Here is a 20,450-nt window from a genome sequence, read left to right on the forward strand (position 1 = left end):
ACCCTTTTTAACGCATTGCCAATAGTAGGTTTTTATTATGCTCAAGCATTTCCATTCTTACCGCGGCTAAGGTTAAGAACTTATCTTTCTCACTTTTAGAAATAGGATTTGCTTTGGGTAATGATACGGTTCTTGGGTTGCGGTGAACACCATTTACTAAAAACTCATAATGAAGATGAGGTCCTGCAGCTAAACCCGTTGAGCCAACTAAGCCAATGACCTGACCTTGCTTAACTTTAGCGCCTTTACGAACCTTACGTTTAGAGAAGTGAATATATTTAGTTGTAATACCACCACCATGTTCTACAAAAACATGATGACCATTAAATCGATCGTACCCTGACTTTATTACCTTGCCGTCACCGGCCGCAAAAACAGGTGTACCTGTACTAGCTGCATAATCAACGCCACGGTGAGCTTTGTAGCGTTTTTGAACTGGGTGATAACGACGCTTACTAAAACTTGAACTTATATACTTAAAACTAACGGGAGCGCGTAAAAATGTTTTCTGCATGCTGTCGCCACCTGGCGTGTAATAACGACCATCCGAGTAACGAACCGCACTAAAACCTTCATTTTGATTAGTAAACTCAGCGGCTAAAATTTCCCCGTAACCAGAGAACTCTCCATCAATAAACACTTGTTCTACTAAAGCAGAAAACTTATCGCCTTCTCTAATATCAAGGGCGAAATCCACATCCCACTGGAAAATATTAGCCAGGTTCATGATTAGTTTGTCATTTAGGCCTGACATCACGCCCGCATTCCAGAAGTTACTGTTTATCGTACCTTCAAAATAACGTTCTGTTATTACTGTTTCTTTTTGCTCAATAGATGTTTCAAACTTGCCGGTGTTAGTTCGTTTTGTTACTAAGGTTTCTACCGCCTCATTTGCGTATTGCAGCTCTATAAGCTGTTTATTTTCGTCAAACGTAAAGGTTAAGTATTTTCCAGGAATTAAACGAGTAAACTTTTGCGCCAATTTGTCCGAACGAGTAATCTCTAACATCGTTTTTTGTGGTACACCTTGGCGTTTAAAAATAGTTGCCAACGAATCACCGCTTTTAATACGCACTTGTTTTATGGTGGTATCGGTTTGAGTAAAATTAGAGACTGACTTGATATTTAAAGGTAGTGGGTACTCTTGGCCAACCGCTAACTCTTCATAATCAGCGGCAACGCGAATCACGTCTTTTGAGGCCTCTGCGGACTCAGAAGGTAATAAAAGCAGTGCGAATAAAAGTCCTAATGCACCTAAAAGTGCATATCTATGCTGCTTTGGAAAACTATCTATTAAATGTCTCATTACCTACTTCTCGCAATAAAAACGACTACATGGCGTGATTTAAAAATTCTAAGCTCCCGAGAATAACACTCTAAAACAAACAAGCCAACTTTTTGAGGGTCGGCTTGTTGGTAATCTGACTATTTTGATATGTTTAAGTGCGTCGACTATGACGCTTAATAAACCCACCAGCTTTACGCTGTTGCGATAGTGTCATTGCTTTTTGCTTCTTATCTTCAAATGGGTTGTCACCTTCTCTGAATTCAATCTTGATTGGTGTACCCATTACATCTAATGCTTTTCTATAGTAGTTCATTAGATAACGTTTGTATGAATCTGGTAGTTCATCAACTTGGTTACCGTGAATAACTATTCTAGGTGGATTGTAGCCACCAGCATGAGCGTACTTAAGTTTTATGCGTCGACCGCGGATCATTGGTGGTTGGTGATCGTCTTGAGCCATTTTCATAATACGAGTTACCATTGACGTTGAAATACGTTTAGTAGCCGATTGATAAGCTTCTATAATTGATTCGTATAAATGACCAACACCTGTTCCATGAAGAGCCGATATAAAGTGTAATCGTGCAAAATCAATGAACCCTAGGCGGCGATCTAACTCACGTTTAACATCATCTTTTACGCCTTGATCAAGTCCATCCCACTTATTTACTGCTATAACAATTGAACGACCCGCATTTAAAGCAAAACCTAATAAGCTTAAGTCTTGATCTGAGATACCTTCTCTCGCATCCAACAACAATAATACAACGTTAGCATCTTCTATTGCTTGAAGCGTTTTAACAACAGAGAACTTTTCAATGGACTGTTTAATACGTCCACGGCGTCTTACACCAGCCGTATCGATAATGATGAAATCTTGGTCGTTACGTGTCATTGGTATATAAACCGAATCACGAGTTGTACCTGGCATATCGTAAACAACAACGCGCTCTTCACCCAACATTCTATTTGTAAGCGTAGACTTACCCACATTTGGACGACCAATTAAAGCAAACTTTATTGGTAAGTCTTGGAAAGGCACAGCCTCTTCATCGCTATTTTCATCGTGTTCGTGATCAAGCGCTAAGTCTTCTAGTGATTGTAACTTCTTAACATTAGGTTCCGCATCATCTGCGCCTTCTGCATCCTCATCACCCATGCTTTCCAACAAACGCTCAGCTTCCGCTAGTTCGTCCATTGCCGCTTCATATTCTGCCGTTAATTTTTCAACAACTGGAATTAAAGCATAGTCTAATAATTGGCTAACTCCACGTCCCTGAGACGCTGCAATCTGGTGTACTTCACCTAATGCTAGCGCATAGAACTCAGCACTATAAGAGTCACCGTCTATGCCATCAACCTTGTTAGCAACAACAAAGGTCGGTTTGTCTTTTTTTCTAAGATGTTGAGATATAGCTTGGTCAGCTGCTGTTAATCCCGCTCTTGCATCCACCAAGAACAAAACAATATCCGCCTCATCAATCGCTAAAAGCGACTGTTCAGCCATTTCAACATCAATTCCTTCTTCTGTACCATCAATACCTCCTGTATCAACAACAATAAAGTTGTTTTCCTCATGACTGGCTTGTCCATAACGACGGTCACGTGTAAGTCCAGGAAAGTCCGCCACTAACGCATCGCGCGTTTTTGTTAAGCGATTAAACAAGGTTGACTTTCCAACGTTTGGACGACCAACTAAAGCCACTACAGGTAGCATGAATTCACCTCAAAAAAAGTTGATTTAACTAAAAATCAATAAAATATAAAAACGAAAAAGGCTTCGTATCCATTACGGACTACAAAGCCTATTATAAAGATGTAACTATTACGGTAGACGTAAAGCGGTCAGTTCGCCATCTCGAGTCTGGATATAAAGTAATTCTTCAGACGCTACTGGTGCTGTGTAGGCTCTGCGATCTTCGCTTGTGAACCAGCTTACAAACCAACGGAAGCCTGAATAATCCCAATCATCCAATTTATATCGAGATATTTCTACGCCCGAATTTTTATCTAAAAAGTGGTAATAACCTTCAAAGTCGCCAACAACAATTGTGTCTTTATAGACAACAGGTTGAGACAATCGACGGTTATAAAAGTCGTTATTTGTCCACTTTTCAACACCTGTACTTGCTTCAACAGCCGTTACAAAACCTTTTGCATCAGTTAAATAAATAATACCAGCGTCAAACGTCAAGTTACGGTATGAAGAGTACTCGCGTTTCCACTTTACTCGACCAGATTGAATATCGACAGCAGCTAAGTTGCCGTTATACGCAATCATGTAAACATCAGCGCCAATAACAACTGGCTTGCTGTCCACGTCTATTAAGCGCTCTAACTCTGTTGTACCTTTAACCACTGCGATTTGTGCTTCCCAAGCCAATAGGCCTTGGTCAAGCAACATTACTTGTAGTTTACCTGTTGCAGTACCAACTAACACACCGCCACTTTCAATGGTTGGTGAAGACGTACCGCGTAATGAAAGTGCAGGAACGCTTGTCTCTGACTGCCAACGAACCTCTCCACTATCTGGGTGCATTACAATTACATGACCAGAAGCAGTAGATGTCGCAATCCAGCCATCACCCGCATCAGGTGCAGAAACTACTTCACCTGGTACTTTTTGACGCCACAACAATTCACCCGACTCTTGAGATAATGCAATGACTTCGCCATTTTCTGAACCAATGTAAATGTTTTTATAAGCCGCCGTGATACCACCGCTTAACTTATCTGTTTCTTTATCATCAAAGGTTAACTTATCAAACAACGAAGGTGCATTTAAACGTGTGTCAGTTTCCCACACCGTGTCGCCAGTCAGCTTATTGTATGCAATGACTTCGCCCTTTCGGCTAGCCGCAAAAATAACATCACCAACAATCGCTGGTTGCAAGTTTGAAAAATAGTTTTCAACACCAGAACCAGCTTGTTCACGCCACTCCACTTCAACATCACGTGTAATGTTGATAGGTTTAAGCTCGGCAATACGAGTTGCTTCGTTTTCTTCAGTTGTTTCGCAACCCATTAGCATTGACGTGCTGAGGGTTGTTAACAAAGCGAGTTTTATCACGCTTGATTTCATATTATTAAACAGCATAATGCCTGCCCTTTAGCTAGCCACATTAGTTGACAGAGCCAAATCCTGAAGCTTCATTTTAAGAATAGTGTTGCCTTCCAAGCCACCTTTGTCAGCGGCTAACTGGTATGCTTGACGTGCTTCACTTTCTTTACCCTGTGCAACTAATGCATCACCTTTAATCTCAGCAACACGCGCCTCATAGGCTGGTGCCGTTACTAAAGACAAAGTTTCCAAGGCCGCATCGTATTTTTCCAACGCCACTTGTACACGTGCTAATCGTGTATTCACTAAACCCTTAAGGCTTGTCTCAGTTGTCGCGTTGACAGCAGCTTGTAAACGAGTCTCAGCTACGGTTAACTCACCTGCTTCCACTGATTTTTTAGCCGCTACTAAATTAGCAAAAATGTTGTAACCGGTGTCACCATGAGCTTCAACAAACTTGCTTAGCTCTGAGTCTACAACATCTGCTTGAGCTGACTCAGCCCCAGCAACTTTTAAAAACTGATCAAATTCTACAGAGGCACTTTCTTGTGCTTCAATTTGGCTATCAACATAAAAGTTCCAACCTGTGAAACCAGCAACACCGAGTGCTGCACCAACTAAAATTTGAAGTCCGTTTTCTTTAAAAAATGACTTAATTGCTTCTTCTTGTTGTTCTTCTGTAGAGTAAATTTCCATTACAACCTCTTAATTTGTACCGCATCTATTAGCAAATAGCCTAGATATCAATTTTGTCCTACCAACTCTTCAACTTGGTTGGCTACGTCACTCCAAGCCACTGTTTTTTGTTCACCTTGTACAACTAGGTTCTTAACAGTTACTTGCTCATTATTTATTTCGTCTTCACCTAATATAAGTGCGACTTTAGCGCCTAATTTATCAGCTCGCTTCATTTGTTTCTTAAAGTTGCCACCACCACAATGATTAACAACACGTAAACTAGGGGCAGAATGTCGCAATTGCTCGGCAATTTCAACTGCTTTTAGTTCCGCTTGCAAGCCTTGAGCTACAATGTAGACATCAGCACTAGAAGTTGGTTCAACCAAAATCTCTAATGTTTGCAATAAAAGTACTAAGCGTTCTATACCCATAGCAAATCCAACCGCTGGGGTAGATTTACCACCTAGTTGCTCCACTAAACCATCGTAACGGCCACCGGCTAAAACAGTACCTTGTGAACCTAAGCTGTCAGTAACCCACTCAAAAACCGTACGATTATAATAATCTAAGCCACGAACAAGGCGTTCGTTAACCACATATTCAATACCTGCAGCATCTAATCGAGCTTTAAGTTCCGCAAACATTTCAGCAGACTCTTCGTCTAGGTGTTCTGAAAGCTTAGGGGCGTTTTCTAATATCTTTTGGACATCTGCATTCTTACTGTCAAGAATACGCAGTGGGTTTGTTCCCAAACGACGCTTAGAGTCTTCATCTAGACTCTCTTCATGTTGCTTCAAAAACTCAACCAATGCAGCCGTATAGTTTTGACGCGCTTCACTGGTACCCAATGAATTTATTTCTAATTTTAGATGCTCGGTAATTCCAAACGCTTTCCACAGTCTTGCAGATAACATAATTACTTCGGCATCCATGTCTGCACCAGCAAAGCCATAGGACTCAACGCCAAATTGGTGAAATTGACGATAACGACCTTTTTGAGGACGTTCGTGACGGAACATTGGGCCCGTGTACCATAAACGCTGTTGTTGATTATAAAGAAGCGCACCTTGGTTTGCCGCTCTTACACATACAGCCGTTCCCTCTGGGCGAAGGCTTAACGAGTCACCGTTGCGATCGTCAAAGGTATACATTTCTTTTTCAACAATGTCTGTTACTTCGCCAACAGAACGCTTAAACAAATCTGTGAATTCTACAATCGGGAAGCGGATTTCTGAATAACCATAACTGGCCACTGTTTGTCTTAACACAGTTTCTACTTGCTGCCATTGGGCAGTTTCAATTGGCAAGATATCGTTCATGCCTCGAATGGCTTGGATAGGCTTAGACACAGCTAGAAAATCCTTAGATAAAAAAATAGTGCGGCATTATAAGCGCTTTAGGCGCTCAGGTAAATTGCTAACAATGTGAATCTGTATTGCAGCGGGCTTTTTATTTAATTTAATGGGCTCAATTCGTAATTTTCTGTTAAATTAAAGGTAACAATAATTATCAAGCCTAAATCCAACGATGTTAAAAGAATTTTTAGTTAGTGATCTTAAATCAGGCATGTTTATCGCTGAAGTAACTGAGCAATCTGGCCGCTTTTCCGTAAAGTCTGGTGGGTTTGTAAGAACACAAAACGCAATCGACTCATTGTCATCTAAAGGTGTACGCCGTGTTTTAGTGGATATGGCTAAAAGTGAACATGTCGAAGAATCAAAACCTGAGACAGTAGCTGAAGTAAAAGAACCTAGAGTAAAATCTTCGTTTAAAGATGAAATTGGTAAAGCAAAAAAGCTTTATAACCAAGCGAAGAAACTTCAACGCCAAGCATTAACTAGCATGAAGGCTGGTCGTCCAATTGACTCAGATGGCATGAAAGAAGTTGCTGACGGTTTTATAGATTCGGTATTTAGGAACCAAGACGCGCTTGCTTGTATGACTCGAATGCGCCAAAAAGACGATTATTTAATGGAACACTCAATTAATGTTTCAATTATTATGACCATCTTCGCTAAACACATGAAAATAGATGAGAAGATCATACATGACTTAGCAACAGGCGCGTTGCTTCATGATTTAGGTAAGATTAACGTACCCGATGAAGTTTTGCACAAACCTGGCCGTCTTACAGATGAAGAAATGGTGGTTATGCGTTCTCACGTAACACTTGGGTATGACATTTTGAAAGAGACTGAGGGGTTATCAGACACTATTTTGGAAGTGGTTCTTGATCACCACGAACGACTAGATGGTTCAGGCTACCCAAATGGTAAAAACGAGTCCCAACTCAGTCAATACGCCAAAATGATTAGCATCTGCGACACATATGACGCAATTACTGCGTCCAGGGTTTATCAAAGTGCCCGTACACCTATCATGGCGTTCAAAATTTTAAGAAAAGAAAGTGGTGCTAGTTTTGACGCTGGTTTAGTGGCTGAGTTTATTAATTGTATGGGCGTGCACCCTGTAGGTACTTTAGTTCAAACCAAAAGTAATAAATTAGGAATTGTTGTTAAGTCTAATTTTGTTAATCCACTTTGCCCTGTTGTTAAAGTTTTTTATAGTTTGGCCAATAAAGGATACATACCATCTAAAAGCATAGATTTAGGTGCACCAGGCGTAGAAGATGAAATTGCCAAAAGCGTAAAGCCAGAAGATTACGGAATTGATATTAATCGCATTATGGCGGAAATATTGGACTAACTGACCCTTTATGATAGGAAATACAACATTGTTTTATTGTTTATTTGGAGCGAACAATGAGTGAAGGACTGCAGCGTATACCTATTACTAGGCTGTTACCTGGTCAATATGTTGTGGACATATCGCAGCAAATTGGCCACATGAGAGTAGCGTCTTCTGGGTGGGTGCGTTCTCAGCAGGAGATCAATGAGCTTATTGCTAAAGGCATTGTAAGCGTCACTGTTGATTTAGGCCAAAAGTTAACATCGTTAGAGGCTGATGACTTTAGTTTCCAAGAGCAGTTTGGTCGCGTTCCATTTAACCAAGAAATTGAAAATGCAAAAGAATCTGTTGATAAGCTAACGGCGAATTTAGTAGAAAGCTTTGCCCATATCCGAAACGAAAACCTCTTTGACGTCAACGCGCTTCACTTGGCTGCCATGGAGTTTATCGCGTCAATATATCGAAATTCTGCACCCGCACTCGCATTAGTAAGAGTTAAACATTACCAAGACTTTCAACTCGGTCATGCTCTTAGATGCGCAGCTTATTATGCTGCCATGTTAAGAAAAATGAAATGGCCAGCAGATGTAGCTCAAAATTGGGTAATGGGTGCCTTATTGCACGACATAGGAAAGTTAAATATGTCGGCTTCCATTCAGCAGCCCAACAACAAAAACATTTCCGATAAACAAAGAGCTGAAGACGACTTTTTAGTTGCCGAACATGTAAACAATGGAATTGAAATAGCCTCATCGGTAGGCAGTTTAACCCGCGAAACGTTAGAGGTTATTCAACTTCACCATGAAAAGATTGATGGCTCAGGTTATCCAGACAATAAAAAGCTGACGGATATAAATGATGCTATTCGTATTTTTAGTATTGTAAATGAGTTTGATAATTTGACGCGACTTGGTGTGAATGGCAAACCGATTGGTGTTTTGCAGGCCTACAGAAAATTAATGAAGTTAGACACCGAGTTTGACAATGACATGCTGCAACGGTTTATACAAAACATTGGCGTGTACCCTTCTGGCACACTAGTAAAGTTAAAAAGCGGTAAAGTGGGTTTAGTTTTAGATAATTCAGGAAACCACTTAAGACCCTTTGTGAAAGTTATCTACAATGAAAACGTAGGGCACCATGTTAATGCTAAGATCATTAACTTGGAAACCGCCCGCAATGAAGAGATCGAAGGTTTATATTACGGTAACAAACGCGGAATTTTTGCTGAAAATTACCTTTAACAAAGTATGCTGTCAATTCTCTTCATTAGCAGCATAAACCGGTAATGAATAAAACCTTACTTGTAGTCCTCTAAAGCCATCTGACTAAACCGTCTGTCCCTACTTTCCCATATTACAATTCCTTGTCGTATTTCAGCGAGTCGTAAGTAAGGAGTTAATCGGTCGCCTTCATAAAGCGTTGTATTGTTAATTCGTACCCAACGCTCATTTACATCGGACGAATAGATATGCATTTCATATTGAAGCTCAGGTATAAAAGCTCTATCGCCGTCTGGCAGATCATTAATATCAACTAAACTAGAGTCCACTTCCACTTGAATACTTCTTTGCTGATTATCTGTTTGCTTAGCTGAACCAACTTCTGTTTGTGCTAGTGCTTCAGCAAAACGAGCTTGTAAATCCGAAGAGACATCTTCAACTTTTACGTTCGAACTATTAATGTCTGCAACATTTATAACGAGTTGCTCTGATTCATCAATAGCCTCTTCTTTTCCTGTTTCGAGCTGATTTTTGTCCGTTTCAAATTGTTTTTCAGTAATTAACTGAGATGTTCCACTCAATTGCTCATCAGGGGCTTGCGTCAACAATTCACTTGGCCTACTACTAGGCAACTGCTCAATAGCATCTGATTCCATTTGGCCATTTGCTTGAGTTGCTATTTGAGGTGCGGATTGAGTTACGTTCGGCAGCTCTGACTGGTTGGCTGTCTGGGGTTGTGCTTGAATGGGTGACGCACCTAAATCTGGAGCTTGGTTCTGAGTGTCATTAGTTGGCTGACTAGCAGTCAAAAGCTGGTTCTGGTTCTGGACGAAAGCTTGGGAATTTGCTGGCTTTGATCCAACAATATAACCACCTAACAAACCAACGATTAGCAGTAATATTGCAATGGCTAGCCACGCTAACCAGGAAAAACTAGGTGAGCTAGCACCACTATCTGCAAATGCAGGGCCTGAATTTACGGTGTTTGCATAGCTATAACCGTTATTTGAGTTGCCCGACATTGGCGTCTGGTTTGGTACACCATTGCTTCCAATCTGGCTGTTCGTATTTGTTGAACTGCTATGGCTACCGTTAATATTGGGTTCACTGCTTTTAGTCTTAGATTTACTACCAGAGCTTTGGTTATGCTGCTCTTTTATCAACGCTCTATATAAAAAACTCACGCTTTATTACCTTTAAAAAATGACAAGAACGACCAGCGAGTTCTGGTTTCAATGGCAATTCCGAGTATTTCACTTGAAGCAAACTTAACCAGATTTTTATCTACAAAAAACTTTCCTTGGGCATACGCACCCATTAATGCCCTATCGGCCAATAAATTGATCAATCTAGGCGTCCCTTTTGAGTACTTGAACAGTGCTTTAATTGCTTTTTTATCAAATAGAGGTCTAACTGAGCCAACACTTTGAAGCCTATGATTAATGTATTCTAGCGTTTCTTGCTCTGTCAATGGCAACAAATGATATCGGGCGGTAATACGTTGAGCCAATTGGCGCAACTCCCTTTTCATCAACTTTTCTTGCAATTCAGGTTGTCCAATTAAGATTATCTGCAATAGCTTTTTGTCGTTGGTTTCAATATTGGTAAACAGCCGTAATTGCTCTAGTGCTTCAAAATCTAGCAGTTGCGCTTCATCTACTACTAATAAACAGCTTTCGCCTTTCTCATGGCTGGTGACTAAAAATGACTGTAATGCATCTGACAGCTTTTTGTGGTCAGAAGTTTCATCTAATTTAATTTGAAACGCTTCACACACCGTTTGTAGCAACTGAATTCTATTTAACGTTGGGTTAAGTACATAAGCAACATGCAGATCATCTGGCAGGTCTGCCAACACAGCTCTTGATACCATGGTTTTGCCAGTGCCTACTTCACCAGTTAGCATTACAAAACCACCATTCCCTCTTAGCCCATATTGTAAGTAAGCAATCGCTTCTTGATGGCGTTGACTCGGGTACATAAGGTTTGGATTTGGAGCAATATTAAATGGTTCTTCGTTTAACTGGAAATACTCTAAGTACATGATGGGCGCTCAAAACGGCTCGGGGTTAACAAACTTTGACAATCAGCCAACCATACCGTCCAACCCTGAAAAATCAACTACTTTCCTCAAGGACTTTTGTAACAATTAAGAATATACTTATATTATCGTCAGTGAGCTTTAGAGGTTTGTGTGCAAGTATATTTGGTTGGAGGAGCAGTTCGTGATCAATTGTTAGATTATCCCGTTAAGGATAAAGACTATGTGGTAACAGGCGCAACAATTGAGCAAATGGTCGAGCTTGGTTATCAACAAGTTGGCCAATCATTCCCTGTCTTTTTGCACCCAACTAATAAACAAGAGTATGCGCTAGCTCGTACCGAAAAAAAACAAGGTTCAGGCTACACAGGCTTTACTTGTGAGTTCACCCCAGACATTACTCTTGAAGAAGATCTCTTACGCCGTGACTTAACTATCAATGCCATGGCAATGGATGATGATGGCAATATTTATGACCCTTTTGACGGGCAAACAGACTTAAAAAACAAACTGCTTCGACACGTTTCTGATGCATTTATTGAAGACCCTTTACGAGTATTACGAGTTGCACGTTTTGCTGCACGATATCATCACTTAGGTTTTAAAGTCGCACCTGAAACACTGTCACTAATGACAAAAATAGTTGATGCGGGCGAAGTGAATGCGTTAGTTGCTGAACGAGTGTGGCAAGAAACTGAATCTGCATTAAAGGAGCAAAACCCTCAAGTCTTCTTTGAGGTCCTTAGAGAGTGCGGAGCGTTAAAAGTTATTATGCCGGAATTAGACGTTTTATGGGGCGTCCCTAATCCGCCTAAATGGCATCCTGAAATTGATACTGGCATTCACACTATGCTGGTTGTGAAACAAGCACAAATGTTATCAAACGACCTTGCTGTTCGTTTTGCCAGTTTATGCCATGACTTTGGCAAGGGCTTAACAAATCCTGAAAATTATCCGCATCATCGCGGACATGAAAAAATGGGTTTAAAGCCAATAAAAGCATTTTGTCAGCGACTAAGAGTTCCCAATGAACCTCGTGACTTAGCATTATTACTTAGCGAGTTTCATACGCACACACACAGAGCTTTTGAGTTAAGACCCGATACACTCGTTAAGTTGTTTAATAAATTGGATGCATGGCGAAAACCACAACGATTTGAGCAGTTTTTAGTTTGTTGCACTGCAGACATGCGCGGAAGAACAGGCTTTGAAACAGCAGAATACAAACAAACTGACTTTTTAAGAAGCATGTTTAAAGTTGCGAACAGTATAAATATTCAAGATATTGTTAAAGCGGGTTTTCAAGGTGCTGAAATCAGAGAACAACTGAATCAACGCAGAGTAGAGGCTATTGACGATGCTAAAAAGATCTTAGCCGACAGTTAGTTAGATACATTATGGAGACTGGTAGTAACTAGAGTACACTACCAATCTCATCGTTATTGCGTTGAGCCTTATTTAGATAACCTCGGTTTAAATAAATAAGGTTCAGATTAATAAGGCTTAGATAAAGAAAGCGATTAAAACCGCTCCTAAAATTAAGCGATAGATTACAAACGGCAACATACCAATCTTTTCTACCAATATTAAAAAGTAATGAATACATGCATAGGCGCTAACAAAAGACAAAGCGGTGCCAAGTCCTATTGCCGTCCAATCTACAGGCATTGCTTGTTGGGACAGCTTAATTGTTTGATAGCCGCCAGCCGCAAATATAAGTGGAATAGACAATAAGAATGAAAAACGAGCCGCTGCTTTCGCCGTTAAACCCACCATCAATCCAGCGGTTATAGTTATGCCGCTTCGAGAAGTACCAGGAATTAACGCAAGCACCTGAGCAAAACCAATAATTAATACTTTTTTAACGGTAATTTGATACTCGTCAGTGGTTTGTTTTGCTTTAACGTCGGCGTACCAAAGCAGTACGCCGAAAACTATCGTGGTGGTTGCTATAACCGCCGCGCTCCTTAAGTTATTTTCTATGAAGTCATCTAAGATAAAGCCTATTAAGCCTGCTGGAATAACACCTAAAATAATAAGCCAGGCCAGCGTACTTTCTTTATCTTTATGACCAGTAAAAGACTTAACCCAACTCACAGCCATCGCCCCAACTTCTTGTCTAAAGTAAAGTACAACAGCAAACAGGCTACCGGCATGAACGGCAACATCAAACGCCAAACCTTGATCGTCCCAACCAAATACCTGCGAAGGTAAAATAAGATGAGCCGAACTCGAAATAGGTAAAAACTCTGTTAATCCTTGTAAGATTGCCAATACAATGATTTCAATCACGCCCATTTACAACATTCCTTTTTGATAATTTATACATTTTAGAGTTCAACTAATGGCTTAGTTGTGAGTTGAGGTTGAGCTTCAAAAACAAACTAAACCGCTTGATATAAAGTTGCGTCTCGCTCAATACGAACTCCAACACTTTGTGTGCTGGCTACGGCGCCTAACTTTCTAAGACTGATTTGTACACTGTTAACGGCATAATGCGTTAAAATTCTCTCAGCCACTTTCTCCGCTACAGTTTCAATAAGCTCAGCTTGATTCTCTTTCGCTAATTTTACTATATCTTCTGAAACAACGGCGTAATCTACTGTTTTTGATAAATCATCTACTTCTGCAGCCGCTCGAATATCGGTACGCATTTCCACATCAAATTGAAGCGTCTGTTGAATACTTTTTTCCCAATCATAAACACCAATAACAGTGTCTACTTTTAGTGCTTCTATAAAAACGATGTCTTGAGTCATGTTTTACCCTGATATTAGTAATATTTTTATCACATGGTTTGAAGTCAGCTCGTTGCTCAGATACCATGCAATTTGTTCGAATATAATCCAAGCGCGAATTCTAGCGTATATTCATCTGTTGAGGAACTGATGTCTTTTGACTTTTTTATAACAATTATTGCTGCATATCTTATTGGCTCAGTAAATTTTGCCATTTTGGTTAGCCGTACAAAAGACTTACCAGACCCAAGAACTCAAGGCTCTCATAACCCTGGAGCAACCAACGTTTACCGGATTGCAGGAAAATCTACGGCTGGAAAAGTCCTCGCGCTAGATGTCATTAAAGGTATCGTACCAACTTGGGGGAGTTACTATTTAGGCTTCACACCGATGGAAATAGGCTTTACCGCAATTGCTTGCTGTTTGGGCCATATGTTTCCAGTGTTCTTTAGGTTCCAAGGTGGAAAAGCGGTAGCAACAGCGTTAGGTTGTTTATTGCCAGTGGGTGTTAGCTTAGGTTTGGTTTTATTGCTCGCCTGGATTGCCGTGTTTAAAATCACTGGTTACTCATCACTTGCGGCAATTATTTCGGTGGGCATCTCACCCATTGCTACTTATTTTATCGCACCAAAATATTTATTACCTGTGACAATGCTTGCGGTATTTATAATTCTGCGCCACATACCAAATATATTAAGGCTCTTACATGGCGAAGAGCCAAAATCTCGTCAACGATTATAACGCCGGTAAATCTTCAATTGACCAACGAGGTTTAGCTTTCACCGCTAAATCCTTTGAACCTAAATGAAAGCGTTGCGCTCCCGCATAAGCAATCATAGCTCCGTTATCAGTACAAAATTCAGGTCTTGGGTAAAACACACTACCGCCATGTTTTTTCATTAGCACTTCTAGCTTTTCTCTTAACTCGGTATTTGCGCTAACACCGCCTGCTATCACCAACGTTTTATGCCCAGTTTGCTCAATTGCCCTACGACATTTAATTGCTATGGTATCTACAACAGCTTGTTGGAAAGCATGCGCTATATCCGCTTTAGTTTGTTCAACATTTTCAGGGGCGTTTTCTTGAGTAGACTGACCGCCAGCTAAATGAATGCCCTCTTTACGAATTGCATTAGCCGCCGCTGTTTTTAAGCCACTAAAACTAAAGTCTAAGCCTGGACGATCCGTCATTGGTCTTGGAAATTTAAATTTATTAGGTTCGCCCTTAAGCGCCAACTTGGCCAATAGCGGTCCACCTGGATAATCTAAACCTAGCAGTTTAGCGGTTTTATCAAAGGCTTCACCAGCCGCGTCATCAATAGACTCACCAAGTATTTCGTATTCCCCAATCCCTTTTACTTCAACTATTTGTGTATGACCACCCGAAACGAGCAGAGCTACAAATGGAAAGTCAGGTTTGTTGTCTTCTAACATTGGTGCAAGTAAATGCCCCTCCATGTGGTGCACTTCTATTGCCGGAATTCCCCATGCAAAGGCTAATGACTTGGCGATACAAGCCCCAACCATGAGTGCCCCTACTAAACCGGGACCGGCGGTATAAGCAATTGCTGATATATCCGCTTTATTTAAATTATGTTTTGCCATTAATGCTTTAATGATTGGAATGGTCTTTCGAACGTGATCTCTTGACGCAAGTTCAGGCACCACACCACCATAATCAGCGTGAATTTTTATCTGACTGTAAACTTCGTGGCCTATAAGCCCCTGTTCTGTATCATATAAAGCGATACCTGTTTCATCACACGAAGACTCAATCGCCAACACTAACATTTTAATATTCCACACCAATTATTAACAAACGTCCGCATTCTACCCAACCAAGGATAAATGCTCCAGTGAATTAATCTATTCACGTTTAAATTAAGGCTTTACTTTATTAGTTATTTGGCTATAGAATATCGCACCATTTTTATTAGTCTTGGTTAAATTAGATAACCATTAATACACAAATACTGAGGTGAATTTTTAAATGCCAGTAATTAAAGTAAAAGAGAACGAACCGTTTGACGTAGCTCTTCGTCGTTTCAAGCGTTCATGTGAAAAAGCAGGTATCCTTTCAGAAGTACGTCGTCGTGAGCACTTCGAAAAGCCAACTTGGGCACGTAAGCGTAAGAAAGCAGCTGCGGTTAAGCGTCACCTTAAAAAAGTGTCACGCGAAAACGCACGTCGTATCAAGCTTTACTAATATTGGTTTAATCTCTCTACGTAAGGAAGCAAATGAGCTTAGTTACCACGCTTAAAGATGCACAAAAAGATGCAATGCGTAACAAGGATAAAGAACGCCTTGGTACAATTCGTATGGTTTTAGCAGCTGTAAAGCAAAGAGAGATTGACGAAAGAATTGAACTGGACGATGAGCAGGTCATCGCTATTTTAACCAAAATGGTTAAACAGCGTCGTGATTCCCAATCACAATTTGAACAAGCTGACCGTCCAGAATTAGCAGCAAAAGAAGCGTCTGAAATTAAAGTAATTGAAGCCTTCATGCCTCAGCCTTTGTCTGAGGAAGAAGTGTCATCTCTTATCGCGAATGCTATTGAATCTACCTCCGCGTCAGGTATGCAGGATATGGGCAAAGTGATGGCAGAGCTGAAACCTACTTTAACAGGCCGAGCTGACATGGGAAAAGTCAGTGGTCTTGTGAGAACTTATTTAAATAAGTAGTCACTACTTTAACTGCTAGAAAACCGCTGATTTTTATTAGCGGTTTTTTTATGCCTGAAAATAATTTTCCACCCGGCATTGTTAAAAATGACAGAAAACTAAACCTTCACTATTTCTAACTTTTCATTTTCTTAAATTCACTTTTCTGCAATAATTCCTAATCATTTTTTTACTGATATTGAGAGCGCAAATTGGCAGGACGAATTCCAAAAGGTTTTATTGATGATGTAGTCGCTCGAACTGATATTGTTGAGCTAATTGATGCGAGAGTCCCGCTCAAAAAAGCCGGTAAAAATTATCAAGCCTGTTGCCCTTTCCACAATGAAAAGTCGCCTTCATTCTCCGTGAGTCCAGATAAACAGTTTTATCATTGTTTTGGCTGCGGAGTGCACGGCAATAGTGTTAGTTTTTTAATGGAGTATGAACAACTTGAGTTTGTCGAAGCAATTGAAGAGTTGGCTCGATTAAATTCAATGGATGTGCCTCGAGAACAAACTGGCGGAAAAACCAAACATTATCCAACGGTCAGTAAAGAGCAGAAACAATCTGATTATGACACCATGGAAAATGCCGCTCGCTTTTTTCAGCACAAGCTCAAACACGATGAAAATAGCCCTGGTGCCATTGAATATCTAAAGTCTCGTGGTTTATCGGGTAAAATAGCGCAACAATATGGTATTGGCTTTGCTCCAGATAAATGGGACTCGGCACTTACTACACTTGGCGCTGCAACCGATGCTAAACAACAACTTCTTGATTTAAAAATCCTCACATCAAACGACAAAGGTCGCACTTACGACTTTTTCAGAAACAGAATCATGTTTCCAATTCGTGATAAGCGCGGACGTGTTGTTGGTTTTGGTGGTCGAGTAATGGATGACAGCACACCAAAATATCTGAACTCCCCTGAAACGAGAATATTTCATAAAGGTCGTGAGTTATACGGTTTTCACCAGGCCAAACAAGCCAATAAAAACCTTGAGCAAGTCATCATTGTTGAAGGTTATATGGACGTTGTGTCGCTAGCTCAACAAGGCATTAGTTATGCGGTTGCCGCGTTAGGTACAGCAACCACACAAGACCATATGCAAATGCTATTCAGGCAAACTCGTAAGGTTATCTGTTGTTATGACGGCGACAGAGCTGGCCGCGATGCTGCTTGGCGAGCATTAGAAAATGCATTGCCACAGCTAAAAGATGGCGTTGATTTGCGTTTTTGCTTCTTACCAGACGGCGAAGATCCAGATACTATGGTTCAGCAGGAAGGTAAAGAGGCCTTTGAGCAAAGACTTAAAGAATCTACGCCGTTAATTGAGTATTTTTTTGAACACTTTGTTGGGCAACTTGATTTGACCGATGATGCAGGGAAATCTGCCCTACTAGCTCAAGCTAAACCATTAATTTCACTTATTCCTAGCGACTATTACAAAGAAGCTTTATTGGCTAAATTAGCTCGTTTAGTCGGTAAGCAAGTAGACCAAATTAAAATCGCTTCTCGCTCTCCTGTAGCAGAAGTTAAGCAACGACAAACAGAATTCCAAATTACACCTATGCGTCGCGCCATAGGACTTATGTTGCAGCATCCTAACTTAGCGTCGGAAATTCCATTTATTCCAGCACTTGCCAACGCTGAATTACCTGGTTTTGATCTATTTGTTCGCATTCAGAAAAATATAGTTGATGAGCCTAATTTGTCTTCACCTGTATTATTGGAACGTTTTCGAGAGTCAAAAGAGTACCGTTTTTTAGCTCAACTGGTTGTATGGGACCATCAAATCAATGATGAGAACTTAAGTGCAGAATTTACTGAAACGTTTAAATCCTTACAAGATAGCTACTTAGAAAAACGTCTTGAAGGTTTGCTAATAAAATTCAAAACCGGCCAACTAGATGCCACAGAAAAAGCGGAATATGTCGCTTTAATGTCTGCACTAAAAAATTAAAATCGCCATGTGATATTCCAAACTCTAGGCTACACTTGCTGTTGAGAATATTTAGTCTTGGTAACCTTTATTTCATAGCCAGACAGACATTCTGCTGTTATAATATGCAGTTCGATTTTTCCGTGCTTGGTACAAAGTAACCAACTAACGGGAATTTCATTTCCAGAATTTGATGTTCAACTAGTAGGTGGAAGATAATCTGTATGGAGCAAACTCCTCAGTCTCAATTAAAACTTCTTATAATTAAAGGTCGCGAGCAAGGTTATTTAACCTTTGCTGAAGTTAACGATCACCTTCCACAGGATATGATCGATGCCGATCAGGTCGAAGACATCATTCAGATGATCAACGACATGGGTATCAAAGTGTGTGAAACACCACCTGATGCCGACGAATTATTAATGCAAGAGCAAACCAGCGACGACGAAGTTGTTGAAGCGGCCGCTGCTGCACTAGCAACTGTAGAAAAAGAAATCGGTCGTACAACTGACCCAGTGCGCATGTACATGCGTGAAATGGGTACGGTTGAGCTTCTAACTCGTGAAGGCGAAATTGAAATCGCTAAACGTATAGAAGATGGTATCTACACTGTTCAATCTTCTGTTGCAGAGTACCCTCAAGCTATTAGCTACTTATTGGACCAATGGGACCAATATGAAGCTGAAGAAATCCGCTTAAGTGACATCATTAACGGCTTCTTAGATCCAAACGAAGACGATGTAGCACCTGCTGCCACTCACGTTGGCTCAGAATTAACCGATGAACAGCTTGCTGATGAAGACGGTGATAATGAAGAAGACGACGATGAAGATGAAGAAGAAGTAGATACAGGTCCAGATCCTGAAGAAGCTCGTGAACATTTTGTTGAGTTACGTCGTCTATATGATGAGTCTACGGTTTCTATCAATGAATTAGGCCGTGCACATCCAGATACGCAAGAAAAAATTGCGGCACTTGGTGAACATTTCCGCCTATTTAAACTAATTCCAAAGCAGTTTGACCGTTTAGTTAAAAACATGCGTGACATGATGGATAGAGTTCGTATTCAAGAACGCCTTATCATGAAACACTGTTGTGAATATGCCAAATTACCTAAAAAAGATTTCGTAAAAATCTTCCCAGGTAACGAAGCAAAAACTTCTTGGTTAGACCTGCTGCAACGCGGTGGCGACTCAGTAGCTAAAAAGCTAATTGACGTTGATATTGAAATTCGTCGCAGCATTTCAAAGTTAAGAGACATTGAAGCGGAAACACGCCTTAATGTTGAAGCGATTAAAGACATCAACCGTCGCATGTCAATCGGTGAAGCAAAAGCTCGTCGTGCGAAAAAAGAAATGGTTGAAGCCAACTTACGTTTGGTAATCTCAATTGCTAAAAAGTATACAAACCGTGGTTTACAGTTCTTGGATCTAATTCAAGAAGGTAACATTGGCCTTATGAAGGCTGTTGATAAATTTGAATACCGTCGTGGTTATAAGTTCTCAACTTATGCAACGTGGTGGATTCGTCAGGCTATCACTCGTTCAATTGCTGACCAAGCAAGAACGATCCGTATTCCAGTACACATGATAGAGACAATCAACAAGTTAAACCGTATATCTCGTCAAATGCTTCAAGAAATGGGTCGCGAGCCTACTCCTGAAGAATTAGCAGAGCGTATGGTTATGCCTGAAGATAAAATCCGTAAAGTACTTAAGATTGCAAAAGAGCCAATCTCAATGGAAACACCAATTGGTGACGATGAAGATTCGCACTTAGGTGATTTCATTGAAGATACTACTATTTCTTCACCGGTAGATACAACTACATCGGAAGGCCTGCAAAACGCCACTCGTGACGTTCTATCTGGCCTTACAGCTCGTGAAGCTAAAGTACTACGTATGCGTTTCGGTATTGATATGAATACAGACCACACGTTAGAAGAAGTAGGCAAGCAGTTTGACGTTACACGTGAGCGTATTCGTCAGATTGAAGCAAAAGCGTTACGTAAATTACGTCACCCTTCTCGCTCTGAGCCACTTAAGACATTCTTAGACGAATAGTCTTAACCGCTCTTATAATATTGAAAAGGCCTGCATCTGCAGGCTTTTTTATTGCTCAAAATA

General features: G+C 40.5%; 18 protein-coding genes. 8 read left to right on the top strand and 10 right to left on the bottom strand.

All coding sequences use genetic code 11. The features are described from left to right. Positions 1–7: 7 nt before the first annotated feature. From ABD009_RS04255 to hisS, 5 genes are all read right to left on the bottom strand, one after another. Positions 8–1,306 carry a peptidoglycan DD-metalloendopeptidase family protein gene (locus ABD009_RS04255; protein ID WP_343822977.1) on the bottom strand — a complete coding sequence of 433 codons (1,299 nt, stop codon included), beginning with the start codon at positions 1,304–1,306 and terminating at the stop codon, positions 8–10. Between the two features lie 133 nt (positions 1,307–1,439). Then, positions 1,440–3,005: a ribosome biogenesis GTPase Der gene (der, locus tag ABD009_RS04260; RefSeq protein ID WP_343822979.1), complete on the bottom strand. Its 1,566-nt coding sequence runs from the start codon at positions 3,003–3,005 to the stop codon at positions 1,440–1,442. Between the two features lie 108 nt (positions 3,006–3,113). Beyond that, positions 3,114–4,385, bottom strand: a complete 1,272-nt coding sequence (bamB, locus tag ABD009_RS04265; protein WP_343822981.1) for an outer membrane protein assembly factor BamB — start codon at positions 4,383–4,385, stop codon at positions 3,114–3,116. Positions 4,386–4,397: 12 nt separating this feature from the next. Further along, on the bottom strand, positions 4,398–5,045 hold the full coding sequence (locus tag ABD009_RS04270) for a YfgM family protein (protein ID WP_343822983.1): 648 nt from the start codon (positions 5,043–5,045) through the stop codon (positions 4,398–4,400). Positions 5,046–5,092: 47 nt separating this feature from the next. Then, the gene (gene hisS / locus ABD009_RS04275) at positions 5,093–6,376 is read right to left on the bottom strand and encodes a histidine--tRNA ligase (protein ID WP_330997740.1); all 1,284 of its coding nucleotides are present in this window, start codon (positions 6,374–6,376) and stop codon (positions 5,093–5,095) included. Positions 6,377–6,554: 178 nt separating this feature from the next. Between hisS and ABD009_RS04280 the strand changes: the two genes are divergently transcribed. Together ABD009_RS04280 and ABD009_RS04285 are read left to right on the top strand one after the other, a co-directional pair. After that, entirely contained in the window at positions 6,555–7,733 is a 1,179-nt protein-coding gene (locus ABD009_RS04280; RefSeq protein WP_343822987.1) for a cyclic di-GMP phosphodiesterase, read from the top strand. A 56-nt stretch (positions 7,734–7,789) separates the two neighbouring features. Beyond that, positions 7,790–8,959, top strand: a complete 1,170-nt coding sequence (locus ABD009_RS04285; RefSeq protein ID WP_343822989.1) for a cyclic di-GMP phosphodiesterase — start codon at positions 7,790–7,792, stop codon at positions 8,957–8,959. Between the two features lie 56 nt (positions 8,960–9,015). On the opposite strand, the gene ABD009_RS04290 is transcribed toward ABD009_RS04285, so the two are convergent. Then, entirely contained in the window at positions 9,016–10,122 is a 1,107-nt protein-coding gene (locus ABD009_RS04290; protein WP_343822991.1) for a general secretion pathway protein GspB, read from the bottom strand. Next, on the bottom strand, positions 10,119–10,982 hold the full coding sequence (locus ABD009_RS04295; RefSeq protein ID WP_343822993.1) for an ExeA family protein: 864 nt from the start codon (positions 10,980–10,982) through the stop codon (positions 10,119–10,121). The genes ABD009_RS04290 and ABD009_RS04295 overlap by 4 nt, the downstream gene beginning before the upstream one ends. Before the next feature lie 150 nt (positions 10,983–11,132). Here ABD009_RS04295 and ABD009_RS04300 point away from each other — a divergent pair, with 150 nt between their 5' ends. Continuing rightward, the gene (locus tag ABD009_RS04300; RefSeq protein ID WP_343822995.1) at positions 11,133–12,365 is read left to right on the top strand and encodes a multifunctional CCA addition/repair protein; all 1,233 of its coding nucleotides are present in this window, start codon (positions 11,133–11,135) and stop codon (positions 12,363–12,365) included. 117 nt (positions 12,366–12,482) lie between these two features. Here the strand turns inward: ABD009_RS04300 and ABD009_RS04305 are convergent, their stop codons facing one another. Together ABD009_RS04305 and folB are read right to left on the bottom strand one after the other, a co-directional pair. Then, positions 12,483–13,277 (bottom strand): undecaprenyl-diphosphate phosphatase, encoded by a 795-nt coding sequence (locus ABD009_RS04305; protein ID WP_343822997.1) that lies wholly within the window; start codon positions 13,275–13,277, stop codon positions 12,483–12,485. 86 nt (positions 13,278–13,363) lie between these two features. Beyond that, positions 13,364–13,738, bottom strand: coding sequence for a dihydroneopterin aldolase (folB, locus tag ABD009_RS04310; RefSeq protein ID WP_155695555.1), 375 nt, complete (start codon positions 13,736–13,738; stop codon positions 13,364–13,366). A gap of 129 nt (positions 13,739–13,867) precedes the next feature. Between folB and plsY the strand changes: the two genes are divergently transcribed. Beyond that, the gene (gene plsY / locus ABD009_RS04315; protein WP_343823000.1) at positions 13,868–14,458 is read left to right on the top strand and encodes a glycerol-3-phosphate 1-O-acyltransferase PlsY; all 591 of its coding nucleotides are present in this window, start codon (positions 13,868–13,870) and stop codon (positions 14,456–14,458) included. On the opposite strand, the gene tsaD is transcribed toward plsY, so the two are convergent. Beyond that, on the bottom strand, positions 14,453–15,508 hold the full coding sequence (tsaD, locus tag ABD009_RS04320) for a tRNA (adenosine(37)-N6)-threonylcarbamoyltransferase complex transferase subunit TsaD (RefSeq protein WP_343823002.1): 1,056 nt from the start codon (positions 15,506–15,508) through the stop codon (positions 14,453–14,455). The genes plsY and tsaD overlap by 6 nt on opposite strands. A 199-nt stretch (positions 15,509–15,707) precedes the next feature. Here tsaD and rpsU point away from each other — a divergent pair, with 199 nt between their 5' ends. The 4 genes from rpsU (at position 15,708) to rpoD (ending at position 20,387) form a co-directional block, all read left to right on the top strand. Beyond that, positions 15,708–15,923, top strand: a complete 216-nt coding sequence (gene rpsU / locus ABD009_RS04325) for a 30S ribosomal protein S21 (protein WP_105053374.1) — start codon at positions 15,708–15,710, stop codon at positions 15,921–15,923. A 32-nt stretch (positions 15,924–15,955) separates the two neighbouring features. Then, positions 15,956–16,402, top strand: a complete 447-nt coding sequence (locus ABD009_RS04330; RefSeq protein WP_155695558.1) for a GatB/YqeY domain-containing protein — start codon at positions 15,956–15,958, stop codon at positions 16,400–16,402. Between the two features lie 191 nt (positions 16,403–16,593). After that, positions 16,594–18,345: a DNA primase gene (gene dnaG, locus ABD009_RS04335; RefSeq protein ID WP_343823009.1), complete on the top strand. Its 1,752-nt coding sequence runs from the start codon at positions 16,594–16,596 to the stop codon at positions 18,343–18,345. A gap of 203 nt (positions 18,346–18,548) precedes the next feature. Further along, entirely contained in the window at positions 18,549–20,387 is a 1,839-nt protein-coding gene (gene rpoD, locus ABD009_RS04340) for an RNA polymerase sigma factor RpoD (RefSeq protein ID WP_155695560.1), read from the top strand. Positions 20,388–20,450 lie beyond the last annotated feature (63 nt).

This window comes from Psychrosphaera haliotis (assembly GCF_039523615.1).
GTDB lineage: Bacteria > Pseudomonadota > Gammaproteobacteria > Enterobacterales > Alteromonadaceae > Psychrosphaera > Psychrosphaera haliotis.

What these genes read in the sequence shown, in the direction of transcription:
- ABD009_RS04255 (WP_343822977.1), bottom strand. Translation starts at nt 1,306, where the DNA reads ATGAGACATTTAATAGATAGTTTTCCAAAGCAGCATAGATATGCACTT.
- der (WP_343822979.1), bottom strand. Translation starts at nt 3,005, where the DNA reads ATGCTACCTGTAGTGGCTTTAGTTGGTCGTCCAAACGTTGGAAAGTCA.
- bamB (WP_343822981.1), bottom strand. Translation starts at nt 4,385, where the DNA reads ATGCTGTTTAATAATATGAAATCAAGCGTGATAAAACTCGCTTTGTTA.
- ABD009_RS04270 (WP_343822983.1), bottom strand. Translation starts at nt 5,045, where the DNA reads ATGGAAATTTACTCTACAGAAGAACAACAAGAAGAAGCAATTAAGTCA.
- ABD009_RS04280 (WP_343822987.1), top strand. Translation starts at nt 6,555, where the DNA reads ATGTTAAAAGAATTTTTAGTTAGTGATCTTAAATCAGGCATGTTTATC.
- ABD009_RS04285 (WP_343822989.1), top strand. Translation starts at nt 7,790, where the DNA reads ATGAGTGAAGGACTGCAGCGTATACCTATTACTAGGCTGTTACCTGGT.
- ABD009_RS04295 (WP_343822993.1), bottom strand. Translation starts at nt 10,982, where the DNA reads ATGTACTTAGAGTATTTCCAGTTAAACGAAGAACCATTTAATATTGCT.
- ABD009_RS04305 (WP_343822997.1), bottom strand. Translation starts at nt 13,277, where the DNA reads ATGGGCGTGATTGAAATCATTGTATTGGCAATCTTACAAGGATTAACA.
- folB (WP_155695555.1), bottom strand. Translation starts at nt 13,738, where the DNA reads ATGACTCAAGACATCGTTTTTATAGAAGCACTAAAAGTAGACACTGTT.
- plsY (WP_343823000.1), top strand. Translation starts at nt 13,868, where the DNA reads ATGTCTTTTGACTTTTTTATAACAATTATTGCTGCATATCTTATTGGC.
- tsaD (WP_343823002.1), bottom strand. Translation starts at nt 15,508, where the DNA reads ATGTTAGTGTTGGCGATTGAGTCTTCGTGTGATGAAACAGGTATCGCT.
- rpsU (WP_105053374.1), top strand. Translation starts at nt 15,708, where the DNA reads ATGCCAGTAATTAAAGTAAAAGAGAACGAACCGTTTGACGTAGCTCTT.
- ABD009_RS04330 (WP_155695558.1), top strand. Translation starts at nt 15,956, where the DNA reads ATGAGCTTAGTTACCACGCTTAAAGATGCACAAAAAGATGCAATGCGT.
- rpoD (WP_155695560.1), top strand. Translation starts at nt 18,549, where the DNA reads ATGGAGCAAACTCCTCAGTCTCAATTAAAACTTCTTATAATTAAAGGT.